General features: G+C 63.4%; 1 protein-coding gene and 1 pseudogene. Both read right to left on the bottom strand.

The features are described 5' to 3' along the window. Positions 1-95: 95 nt before the first annotated feature. Positions 96-182 (bottom strand): annotated as a pseudogene (locus BLU01_RS28460) (hypothetical protein); the annotation flags it as partial. 2 nt (positions 183-184) lie between these two features. Then, positions 185-13,201, bottom strand: a complete 13,017-nt coding sequence (locus BLU01_RS22970; RefSeq protein WP_092279783.1) for a non-ribosomal peptide synthetase — start codon at positions 13,199-13,201, stop codon at positions 185-187. Between the last annotated feature and the right edge of the window lie 80 nt (positions 13,202-13,281).

Raw genomic sequence — 13,281 nt, 5'->3', positions numbered from 1 at the left:
GCGCGGCTCGGCGAATAGTCCCCGGCGCGGATCATCGCGATCAGCGCCGGTTTGTGCTCGCGCATCGAGGCAAGGATGGCCGGCTCGCTGAGCGCCTGTTTGTTGCCTTGCACCAGCAACTGATCACCCTTGAGCGACAGCTGAATATCCTTGGCTTTGAGTGTCGCGAGTAATTCGATCACGCTCACAGGACGATCTCCATTCGTTCGGTTACAGCGGCGTAGCCCGCCAGCGTCGGGTGTTCGAACAACGTGCGCACGTCGGCTTCAAGGCCTTCCTGGCGCAAGCGGCCCATCAGGCTCACGGCCAGTAACGAGTGGCCGCCCAGTTCGAAGAAATTGTCCTCGCGCCCGACCTGTTCGACGTGCAACAACTCGGCCCACAGCCGCGCCAGCAGTATTTCGGTATCGCCAAGCGGCGCCTGATATTCGTGGACTCGCATTGCGCTCAGGCCCGGGGCCGGCAAGGCTTTGCGGTCGAGTTTGCCGTTGGGGCTCAGGGGCAAGGCGTCGAGGTGGACGAACAGTGCCGGCACCATGTAGTCCGGCAGGTGTTGCAGCAAATCGCCGCGCAGCGCTTCGATGTCCTGCGCGATGCCGGTGTACCAGGCGACCAGGCGTTTATCGCCGGGCACGTCTTCGCGAGCGAGGACCACGGCTTCCTGCACGCCGCTGCACTGGGTCAGGCGCGCCTGGATTTCCCCGAGTTCGATGCGCAAACCACGGATTTTCACCTGGTCGTCGTTGCGTCCCAGGTACTCGATATTGCCGTCGACGCGATACCGCGCAACGTCGCCGGTGCGGTACATGCGCGCGTTGGGATCGTCGCTGAACGGGTCCTGGAGAAAGCGTTCGGCGTTGAGTTGCTCGCGGTTCAGGTAACCGCGGGCGACTTGCACGCCGCCGATGTACAACTCGCCGACCACGCCCAGCGGCACCGGTTGCCGGTGCGCGTCGAGCAAATAAATGCGCGTGTTGGCAATCGGTTTGCCAATCGGCGTGTTGTCCGGCACTTGCGTTGAAAGCCCGGCGCAATGCCACGCGGTGACGTCAACCGCAGCTTCGGTCGGGCCGTAGAGGTTGTGCAACTGAGTGGCGGGTAATTGCGCCTGGAAACGCCGCACCACACTGCCCGGCAACGCTTCGCCGCTGCACATCACGTTTTTCACCCCGTGGCAGGCAGCGACGTCGCCGTGGGCGAGGAACACGTCGAGCATCGACGGCACAAAGTGCAGCGTGGTGATCTGCTCGGCGGCAATCACTTCGCAGAGGTAGGCCGGGTCCTTGTGCCCTTCCGGGCGCGCCATCACCAGTCGCGCGCCGGTCATCAGCGGCCAGAAGAATTCCCACACCGACACGTCGAAACTGAACGGGGTTTTCTGCAGCACTGCGTCGGTCGGCGTCAGGTTGTAAGCGTCCTGCATCCACAGCAAACGGTTGACCACCGCGCGGTGTTCGTTGATCACGCCTTTGGGTTGACCGGTCGAGCCCGAGGTGTAAATCACGTACACCGTGTGTCGCGGCGTCAGCGCCGCAACCTGCGGATTGGCGATTGGCTGCGCTTGCCACAGCGACTGATCACGATCGAGATCAATCACCGGCACTGCAACGGCACCGAGCAAACCACGCGTGCCACTTTGCACCAGCACCGCGACCGGCGCGCAGTCTTCAAGCATGTAGGCCAGACGCTCCAGCGGATAGCTCGGGTCGAGCGGCACATAACCGCCGCCAGCCTTGAGAATGGCCAGCAGGCCGACGACCATGTCGAGCCCGCGCTCAACGCAGATCGCCACCCGCGAATCCGGCCCGACGCCGTGTTCGCGCAAGTGATGGGCCAGTTGGTTGGCGCGCTCATTCAGTTCGCGATAGCTCAGCCGTTGCGGGCCGGCGAGGACCGCCAGCGCCTGCGGCGTGCGCTGCGCCTGGTCTTCGAACAAGCCATGAATGGTTTGCTCCAGCGGGTAATCGACTTCGCTGGCATTCAGTTCAAACAGCAGGTGTTCACGCTCCCGCGCAGTGAGGATCGGCAAGCGATTGAGGGCGCGTTGCGGCGTCTGCTCCAGCGCACCGACCAGACCTTCCAGCGCCGTGTGCAGGTAATCGCAGATGCGCTGGGCGCCGACCTCGGCAACGGTCATCGCGCTGAGCATGAAACCTTCGCCAAAGTCATCGACATTCAGCGTCAGCGGGTAGTTGGTGCGTTCTTCGCTGGTCAGCGTTTGAATGCCAGGCCACTGGTTTTGCGCGGTGTGCTGCGGGTCGCTGTGGCGATAATTGAGCATGGCACTGAACAGCGGCAATGGCGCCGCCACCGCGCTGCAACGTTGCGCGAGTGCCAGCGATGCATGTTCGTGGCCGAGCAATGCGCTGAGCCGCACATGGGTCGCTTTGAGCGCATCGCGCACGGCGTTTTCACCGAGATCCACGCGCAAAGGCAAGGTATTGATGAACAAACCCAAGGCCCGGTCGGCACCCTCGCCGCCCTGCATGCGGCCCATCAACACCGTGCCGAAGACCACCGCGTCCTTGCCCGAAGTGGCGCCCAGTACCTGTGCCCAGGCGAGATGGAACAGGCTGGCGGCGCTGACCCCAAGCAGCCGGGTTTGCACGCGCAGACGCTGGCTCAACTCTACCGGCAATGGCTGGCGCGCCTGCTCGCTAGCGGCGCCATGCCCTTGCACATTGTGCAAACCGAACGGCAGCGTCGGCTCGTCAATGTCGCCGAGCATGTCGCGGAAGAAGCCTTCGTGTTCCTCCTCGCTGACGCCGCGCCGCGCCTGGGCCACGTAATTGCGATAAGGCATCGCGGCGCCGGGCAGTTGCCCGCCACCGAACAACAAGGCGTGAATTTCGCCACGAACCACGTCCAGCGCGGTGTGGTCGAGGGCGATGTGGTGGAACAGCAACGTCGCCTCCACTCGATTTTGCTGCAGCGGGTCGCGCGTGTAGAACATGCGAATCAGCGGTGCCTGGGTCAGGTCGAGGCGCTCGGGCAGTTGATCGGCCGGGGCTTCCAATAGCAACAATTGCGCCTGACGCCAGACCACTTGCAGTGGCTGGCTCAACCCTTGCCAAACCACCGCCGTGCGCAGGATGTCGTGACGGTCGATGACTTTTTGCAGCGCGTGGGCGAACGCTTGCAGGCGCTCGAGGCTGTCGAATGCCAGCGCCGATTGCAGCAGGTACGGGTCGCCCTGCTCGGCGGTGATGTGGTGGTAAAGAATGCCTTCCTGCAACGGCGCGAGCGGGTAAATGTCCTGCACGTTGGCGCCGCCGCCGGGCACGTTGGCGAGCACTTGGTCGATGGTGGCTTGATCGAGCTCGACCAGCGGCAACAGGTCTGGGGTGATGTGCTGGCAACCCGCGGTTATCCGATTGGCCGGGACAACGATTTCGCGGCCACTGCCAATCGCAGCGGCCAGCGCAGCCAGTGTCGGTTGGCTGAACAGCACACGCACGTCGGCGCTCAAGCCTTGCTGGCGCATGCGTTCGATCAGGCTGACGGCGAGCAGCGAATGGCCACCGAGTTCGAAGAAATTGTCTTGCCGGCCGACACGTTCAACCTTGAGCACGTCGGCCCAGATTTGCGCCAACGCCTCTTCGACCTGGCCTTGCGGCGCCTCGTACTCGCGATTCAGCAGCGCGGATTGGTCGGGCTCGGGCAAGGCCTTGCGGTCGAGTTTGCCGTTGGCGGTCAGCGGCAGGTGGTCGAGGCGCACATACGCTGAAGGCACCATGTACTCCGGTAACTGCCCCTGCAAATGGTCGCGCAAGTCTTCGATCAGCAGTGGCGTGTGTTCGACGAACCAGACGCTCAGGCGTTCGTCGCGCACCAGCGCCACCGCCTCTTTGATCCCGGCGTGACTGGACAACGCCGCTTCGATCTCGCCGAGCTCGATGCGCATGCCGCGGATCTTTACCTGATCATCGTTGCGACCGAGGTATTCGAGGCTGCCGTCGGCCAGCCACCGCGCGAGATCGCCGGTGCGGTACATCCGCGAATGCTCGACAAAAGGATCCTGAAGAAAACGTTCGGCAGTCATTTGCGCACGATGCAGATAACCCCGCGCGACACCCGCGCCGGCCACGTACAACTCGCCGGCGACGCCAATCGGCACTGGCCGTTGCTGTTCATCGAGCAAGTAAATCCGCGCATTGGCGATTGGCTGGCCGATATGCAGCGGCTCGCCGACGTTCATTCGTCCCGAGGTCGCGACTACTGACGCCTCAGTCGGACCGTAGTTGTTGATCACCGCAAAGGTCTGCTGGCGGGTGAACTGACGCAAACGGTCGCCGCCAATCAGCAGCGTGCGCAAGGTCGGGTGTTCGAGGTGTTGGCTAAACGCATATTCGGCCACCGGCGTCGGCAGGAAACTCACGTCCAGCGGCTGCACTTGCCACCAATTCAACAGCTCATCGATGTTCTCGTTGCCGACATCCGCCGGCGGCAAATGCAAGGTGGCGCCGCTGCACAGCGCTGGCCAAACCTCCCACGCCATCGCATCAAAACCGAAACCGGCGACGCTTGAGGTCTGGCTGTCCTGGCCCAGATCAAACGCTTCGCAGTGCCAGTGCACGAGGTTTTCCACGGTGTGATGCTCGACCATCACGCCTTTCGGCAACCCGGTCGAACCCGAGGTGTAGATCACATACGCAAGGTGCGCCGGGCTCAAACCGGCGATCAGCGGATCGGCGATGGACTGTTGTTGCCAGGTCGCCCCGTCGAGGTCGATCAGTGGGATGTCACCGAGTAAAGCGCGGGTTGCACTTTGCGCCAACACCGCGACGGGAGCGCTGTCCTGCAACAGATAAGCGATGCGCTCCGGCGGGTACGCCGGATCAATCGGCACGTAACCGCCGCCAGCCTTGAGAATCGCCAACAGCCCCACAAGCATGTCCGGCCCGCGCCGCACGCAGAGCGCCACGCGGTCATCCGGTTTGACCCCATGCTGGACCAGATGATGGGCCAACTGGTTGGCGCGGCGGTTGAGTTGCTGATAGTTCAGCTCCTGCGAGCCCTGAACCACCGCCAGCGCATACGGGCGCAACTGCGCCTGCGCTTCAAACAAACCATGCAAGGTCTGCGGGCTCGGATAATGCGTGTCGGTGAGATTGAAGGTGTGCAGCACTTGCGCGCGTTCGTGCGCCGGCAGGATCGACAACTCGTTGAGCGCCCGTTGCGGGGTCTGCTCCAGCGCCTGGATCAGTTGTTCAAGCGCGGTGTAAACGTATTCGGCCACGCGCCCGGCGCCGACCGAGGCCAGGGTTTGCACGCCCAGTCGAAAGCCTTCACCGGCATCGTTGACGTTCAGCACCAACGGGTAATTGCTGCGCCCGCGCACATTGAACACCTCGATGCCGGGCCAACCGACAAAGCGTTGGCCACCCTCGTCCGCCGCGCTCAGCCGATAGTTGAGCAGTGCGCTGAACAATGGCAGTGACGAAGGCACGCCGCTGCAACGCTGGGCCAGCGACAGCGATGCATGTTCGTGACCGAGCAATTGCGAGAGCCGCGCATGGGTCGCACGGACCGCCGATTGCACGCCGACCGCATCGACGCTGATGTGCAACGGCAGGGTATTGATGAACATTCCCAGCGCGCGGTCGGCGCCCTCGCCGCCCTGCATGCGACCGAGCAACACGGTGCCAAACACCACGTCTTCGCGCCCGGTAACCTGGCCCAACACCTGCGCCCACGCCAGGTGCAGCACGCTGGCGGCGCTGACCCCGAGTTGCCGCGCCTGTTCGCGCAACCGCTGGCTCAGGGCATCGTCCAGCGTCAGTTGCGCTTCCTCGATATCGCTGCCGTCGCCGCTGACGTCGTGCAAACCGAACGGCAGCGTTGGCTCGTCGATGTCGCCAAGCATTTCGCTGAAAAACCCTTCGTGCTCGTCCTGACTGACGCCCAACCGCGCCTGCGCCACATAGTTGCGATACGGCACGGCGGCGCCCGGTTGCGCGCTCGGGTCGAGCAGAAAAGCCTGGATCTCCTGACCGACCACGTCCATCGCCAAGTGATCCAGCACCAGATGATGGAACAGCAGCGTCGCTTCTATGCGTTGTTGCGGCGCCGGTTCCCGCGTGTAAATCATCCGAATCAGCGGCGCCTGGCTGATGTCGAGGCGTTCGGGCAACTGATCGACCGGCGCTTGTGTGACCGGGGCTTCTGTGACCGGCAGGAGCGCCTCGCGCCAGACCACTTGTAGCGGCTGCTGCAACCCTTGCCACACCACGCCGGTACGCAAAATGTCGTGGCGGTCGATGACTTTTTGCAGCGCGTTGGTGAACGCTTGCAGGCGCTCGAAGCTGTCGAACGCCAGTTGCGTTTGCAGCAGATAAGGATCGCCGTGAGTCGCGCTGAGGTGGTGATAAAGAATGCCTTCCTGCAACGGCGCGAGCGGGTAAATGTCCTGCACGTTGCCGGCACCGCCGGGCACGCTGGCGACTACCTGGTCGATTGCGTCCTGATCCAGATCTACCAGTGGCAACAGCTGCGGCGTAATGCGCTGGCAACTCTGGGTTATCCGATTGGCCGGGACCACGATTTCGCGGCCACTGCCAATCGCAGCGGCCAGCGCAGCCAATGTCGGTTGGCTGAACAGCACACGCACGTCGGCGCTCAAGCCTTGCTGGCGCATGCGCTCGATCAGGCTGACGGCGAGCAGCGAATGGCCGCCGAGTTCGAAGAAATTGTCTTGCCGGCCAACACGTTCAACCTTGAGCACGTCGGCCCAGATTTGCGCCAACGCCGCTTCAACCTTGCCTTGCGGCGCTTCGTACTCGCGATTCAGCAACGCGGTCTGGTCGGGCTGCGGCAAGGCCTTGCGATCAAGTTTGCCGTTGGCAGTCAGCGGCAAATGATCGAGGCGCACATAGGCGGACGGCACCATGTAATCCGGCAACTGATTTTGCAGATGTTCGCGCAGGTCCTCGATCAGCAGCGGCGTGTGCTCGACGAACCAGACGATCAGGCGTTCGTCGCGCACCAGCGCCACGGTCTCGTTGATCCCGGCGTGGGTTGCCAGCGCGGTTTCGATCTCGCCCAACTCGATGCGCATGCCACGGATTTTCACCTGATCGTCATTGCGACCGAGGTATTCGAGGCTGCCGTCGGCCAGCCACCGCGCGAGGTCGCCGGTGCGATACATCCGCGAATGATGCACAAACGGATCGCGGAGAAAACGTTCGGCGGTCATTTGCGCACGATTCAGATACCCGCGCGCCACCCCGGCGCCCGCCACATACAACTCGCCAGCCACGCCAATCGGCACCGGACGTTGTTGTTGATCAAGCAAGTAAACCCGCGCATTGGCGATGGGCTGGCCGATGTGCAACGGCTCGCCGACGTTCACCCGTCCCGACGTCGCGACGACCGAGGCTTCGGTCGGCCCGTAGTTGTTGATCACCTCAAAGGTCTGGGTTTTGCCGAACTGACGCAAACGGTCGCCGCCAATCAGCAGCGTGCGCAAGGTCGGATGCTCAAGGTTTTGGCTGAAGGCGTATTCGGCCACCGGCGTCGGCAGAAAACTCACATCCAGCGGTTGCGCCTGCCACCAACTCAGCAGTTCATCGATGTTCTCGTTGCCGACATCCGCCGGCGGCAAATGTAAAGTCGCGCCGCTGCACAGCGCTGGCCAGACCTCCCACGCCATCGCATCAAAACCAAACCCGGCGACGCTTGAGGTCTGGCTGTCCTGGCCCAGATAAAACGCCTCGCAATGCCAGTGCACGAGGTTTTCCACGGTGCGGTGTTCGACCATCACGCCTTTCGGTAAACCGGTCGAGCCGGAGGTATAAATCACGTAAGCGAGGTGCGCCGGGGACAGCCGCGCAACCTGCGGATTGCTGATCGGTTGTTGTTGCCAAATCGGGCTATCGAGATCGATCGTGACGCTATCACCGAGCAAACCGCGCGTGGCGCTCTGCGCCAGCACCGCCACCGGCGCGCTGTCCTGCAACAGATAGGCGATGCGTTCCGGCGGATACGCCGGGTCAATCGGCACGTAACCGCCGCCCGCCTTGAGAATCGCCAGCAGGCCCACGAGCATCTCTGGCCCGCGCCGCACGCAAAGCGCCACGCGGTCGTCGAGCTGCACGCCGTGTTGCAGCAAGTGATGCGCCAACTGATTCGCGCGCTGGTTGAGTTGCTGATAATTGAGCCGCTGCGAACCCTGAATCACCGCCAGCGCATACGGGCGCAATTGCGCCTGCGCCTCGAACATTCCGTGCAAGGTTTGCGCGCTCGGGTAGTCGGCGTCGGTGTGGTTGAAGGTGCGCAGGACCTGTTCACGTTCGTGCGCCGGCAAAATCGACAAGCCATTAAGCGCGGCGCCCGGCGCCTGTTCCAGTGCGTTGACCAGTTGCTGCAAGGCGCCATACATATAGTCGCCGACCCTTTGCGCGCCGACCTCGGCGTGGGTTTGCACCACCAGGCGAAAGCCCTCGCCGAGGTCGTCAACGCTGAGCACCAACGGATAATTGCTGCGCTCCTGCGATTGCAGAATCTCGATACCTTCCCAGCCCAGCGGACTGCCGACAGCGTCGTCCGTCTCACTTTGGCCCGCCGCACTGTGGCGATAGTTGAGCAAGCTGTTGAACAACGGCAACGACGCCGGCACGCCGCTGCAACGCTGCGCCAGCGACAACGAAGCGTGTTCGTGGCCGAGCAATTGCGAGAGCCGCGCATGGGTCGCGCGCACGCCGGCCTGCACGCCGCTGGCGCCGACATTCACGCGCAACGGCAAGGTATTAATGAACATGCCCAACGCGCGGTCGGCGCCCTCGCCGCCCTGCATCCGGCCGAGTAAAACCGTGCCGAACACCACGTCTTCTCGACCTGTGACCTGGCCCAGCACCTGCGCCCACGCCAAGTGCACGACGCTGGCGACGCTCACGCCCAACATGCGCGCCTGCTCGCGCAACCGCCGGCTCAGCGTGGCGTCGAGGTTTTGCTGCGCTTGCTCAATGCCGCTGCCGTCGCCATTGACGTCCTGCAAGGCAAACGCCAGGGTCGGCTCATCGATATCGCCGAGCATTTCGCTGAAAAATGCTTCGTGCTCAGCCTCGCTGAGGCCCAACCGTGCCTGCGCCACATAGTTGCGATAGGGCACCGCAGCGGTTGGCGGCAGCGCCTGGCCGCAGAGGCTGGCGCTGAGCTCTTGCACCAGCACGTCGAGCGCGGTGTGGTCGAGCACCAGGTGATGCAGCAACAGAATGCCGATCCAGCGAGACTGGTCCGGGTCATGCGTATAGGCGAAGCGCATCAGCGAGGCTTTACTGAAATCGAGGCGGTAGTGCCGCGGGTCGAAGCGTGCCTGCATCTGTTGCAGCACGTCACCGTCCTGCGGGTCGGCGTCGACGCGTTCCAGGGCCAGCGGAGCCTGGCGCCAGACCACTTGCACCGCTTCGTCGAGCCCTTGCCAATGCACGCTGGTGCGCAAAATATCGTGGCGCTGGATCGCCGCTTGCAGCGCACGCACAAAAGCTTTGATCTGCTTCAGGCCGTCAAACGCAAACTGCACCTGCAACACGTAAGGATCGCCCTCGGTCGCGGCCAAATGGTGATAAAGAATCCCGGCCTGCAACGGCGCGAGCGCATAAATATCCTGCACATTGGCCACCCCGCCCGGCACGCTGTCGACGATCTGGTCGATCGCCGCTTGGTCGAGCGTCGCCAGTGGCAACAACTCCGGGGTAATACGCGGGCAATCGGCGGCAATGCGATTGGCCGGCACGCGCACCTGCTGCTGGCCGCCGACCGCTGCCGCCAGCGCGGCGAGGGTCGGTTGGCCAAACAGCACGCGCACGTCGGCGGCCAATTCCAACTGCCGCATGCGTTCGATCAGCTTCACCGCCAACAGCGAATGGCCGCCAAGTTCGAAAAAGTTGTCGTGCCGCCCGACCTGTTCGAGGTTGAGCAAGTCGCGCCAGATCCCGGCAATCGCACGCTCGACCTCGCCCTCCGGGGCCTGATAATCGCGACGGGCAACGGCCTCGGCGTCCGGCGCCGGCAAGGCTTTGCGGTCGAGTTTGCCGTTGGTGGTCAGGGGGAAATGATCGAGCAGGACAAACGCGCCCGGCACCATGTATTCGGCCAATGAGCGCAGCAAGTGGTCGCGCAATTCGGCGGCGCTCGGCTCGGCGTTTGCAGCAGCATTTGGTTCGGCAATCAGATAAGCCACCAGACGCACATCGCCGGGCGTGTCTTCGCGGGCGACCACCAGCGCTTCGCGCACGCCGTGATGCGCAACCAGCCGCGCTTCGATCTCGCCAAGTTCGATGCGAAAACCACGGATCTTCACTTGATCGTCGTTACGCCCCAGGTAATGCAGGCTGCCATCGACGCTCCAGCGCGCGAGGTCGCCGGTCTTGTACAGCCGCGCATCGGCGCGGCCGCTGAACGGGTCAGCGATAAAGCGTTCGGCGCTGAGTTCGGCGCGGTTCAGGTAACCGCGCGCGACCCCGGCGCCGCCGACGTACAACTCGCCAATGACCCCGGCCGGCACTGGCTCGCGGCGGGCGTCGAGCACGTACAGTTGCAGGTCGGGAATGCGTAGGCCAATCGGGCTGACGCCGGTCAATTGGCTGTCCGCCGCTTCCAGTGGGTGGTACGTCACGTGCACCGTGGTTTCGGTGATGCCGTACATGTTGACCAGTTGCGTGCCGGCGTTGGCGACCCGGCCATACCAGGGTTTGAGGATGCCGGGGTCGAGCGCTTCGCCGCCGAAAATCACCTGGCGCAGCGAGTGTTTCTGTTGGCTGTTGCCCTGGGCGACGATCAATTGGCGAAAGGCGCTCGGCGTCTGGTTGAGGATGCTCACGCCGGCCTCGCAGAGCAACGCGTAGCACTCGTCCGGCGAGCGGCTGACCAGTTGCGGCACCACCAGCAATTGCCCGCCGTGCGCCAGCGCGCCCCAGATTTCCCAGACCGAAAAATCGAACGCAAAGGAATGGAACAGCGCCCAGACGTCTTGCCGATTGAAGTCGAACCAGTAACGCGTTGCCGAAAACAGCCGTGCCACTTGCCGATGCTCGACCATCACGCCTTTGGGTAAACCGGTCGAGCCGGAGGTGTAAATCACGTAGGCGAGATTGGCGGCAGTCAGCGCCGGGATGTGCGGGTTGCTGCTGTTCTGGTTGCTGTTGGTCTGGTCGCGCAACTCGCGACTTTCCAGATCGATGACCGGCACCGTCAGTTGGCCAACCAACGCCAGCGTGGATGGCTGCACCAGCACCGCGACCGGCGCGCTGTCGCTGAGGGTGTAGGCAATTCGCTCAAGCGGATAGGCCGGGTCAATCGGCACGTAAGCGGCGCCGGACTTGAGGATGCCGAGCAGGCCGATGAGCATTTCCAGACTGCGCTCGACGCAAATCGCCACGCGATCATCCGGGCGCACGCCGAGGCTCAACAGTTGATGCGCAACCTGATTGGCGCGCTGATTGAGCGCGCCGTAAGTCAGGTTCCAATGTTCATACATCACCGCGATCGCGTCCGGGCGCACGGCGGCTTGGGTTTCGACCTGATGATGAATCAGCGAAGCATCGGCGTACTCGCCCTGCGGCGCATTCAGGGTGTGCAGCAGGTGATGACGTTCGCTGGCCGGCAGAATATTCAGGGTTTGCACGGCGATATCGGGGGTTTCTTCAAGCGCCTGGACCAGGCTTTCCAGCGCGGTTTGCAGGTAACGCGCGACCCGCGTGGCGCCAATCGAGCAGGCGACCATCACCGTCACCGAGAAGTCGTCGCCGAGATCGTCGACATTGACCGTCAGCGGATAGTTGGTGCGTTCCTCGGAGGCCAGCACCTGAACGCCCGGGGCAATGTCGATGACGTCCGCGACATCGACCGCGTCGGTATGCCGGTAATTGAGGATCGCACTGAACAGCGGCGTCGGTGCGGTCACCCCGCTGCACCGTTGCGCCAGCGCCAGCGATGCGTGCTCATGGCCGAGCAATGCGGTCAGGCGCAGGTGGGTGGCTTTCACCGCCGCGCGGACACTTTGCGCGTCGATGTCGACGCGTAACGGCAAGGTGTTGATGAAGATCCCCAGTGCCTGATCCGAGCCTGCACCGGCGTCCATCCGCCCGAGCAGCACGGTGCCGAACACCACCGATTCGGCAGCCGACACCTTGCTCAGCATCAAGGCCTGCGCGAGGTGCATCAGGCTCGCGGCGCTGACCCCGAGGTGTCGCGCCTGCGCACGCAAGCGCAGGCTCAACGCGCTGTCCACCGCTACCCGCGACTGTTCGATGCCGCGGCCATCGCCCTGCACGTCCTGCAATCCGAAGGGCAATGTCGGCTCGTCGATATCGCCAAGCATGTCGCGGAAGAACGCTTCGTGTTGCTGCTCGCTACTGCCGATTAACGCCTGCGCCAGATGATTGCGAAACGGTACCGGTTGGCCCAACAGCTCGGTCTGCTCAAGCAACCTGGCGCGCAACTCGCGGCGCACCACATCGAGCGCGGTGTGGTCCATCACCGTGTGATGGAACAGCAGCATCGCCACCAGGCGCTTTTGACTCGGGTCATCAGCAACCTCTTCTGCAACCTCTTCTGCAAACACCAGCCGCAACAGCGGTGCCTGACGCAGATCGAGCCGATAGTGGCGCGGGTCGAAACGGCTTTGCAATTGGCTGAGGATGTCGCCCTGCGCCGGCGTCAACCGCACTTCTTCGCAGACCAGTTGCGCGTGGCGCCAGACCACTTGCAACGGCTGGTCGAGGCGTTCCCAGACCAGCGCGGTGCGCAGAATGTCGTGGCGGTCGATCACCCATTGCACGGCTTCGGCGAACGCGTTGAAACGCTCGCGGCTGTCGAAGGCGAATTGCGCCTGCAATACGTAAGGGTCGCCCTGTTGCGCCGACAAATGATGGTAGAGCATGCCTTCCTGCAGCGGCGCCAGCGGGTAAATATCCTGCACATTGGCCGCGCCGCCGGGCACACCGGCGACGATCCGGTCAATGCTCGGCTGATCGAGTTGCACCAGCGGCAGCATGTCCGGGGTGATGCGAAACGCCGGGCTTAACCAGTCGCCACCGTTGCGCGCGACCAGTTCGAGCAGTTGCGTCTTGTGCCGCAGCAGGTTGTCCCACAGCGCGTCGTCCAGCGCTTCATCGTCACCCAGAATGACCAGATCATCCTCTTCGCGCTGAAGACGAATCGCGTAGGTGGAAATAACGGCCATCAATTCGCTGAACTGCATGGGTAACCTGCTCCTTGGTTCAAAAAACGAGTAACGGCAAGACCCGGTTCCAGCGACGCATCCACGCCCGCGCGACAACC

Source organism: Pseudomonas prosekii (genome assembly GCF_900105155.1).
In the GTDB taxonomy this organism is placed as follows: domain Bacteria; phylum Pseudomonadota; class Gammaproteobacteria; order Pseudomonadales; family Pseudomonadaceae; genus Aquipseudomonas; species Aquipseudomonas prosekii.
This window is presented reverse-complemented; position numbering and strand designations above follow the sequence as displayed.

What these genes read in the sequence shown, in the direction of transcription:
- BLU01_RS22970 (WP_092279783.1), bottom strand. Translation starts at nt 13,201, where the DNA reads ATGCAGTTCAGCGAATTGATGGCCGTTATTTCCACCTACGCGATTCGT.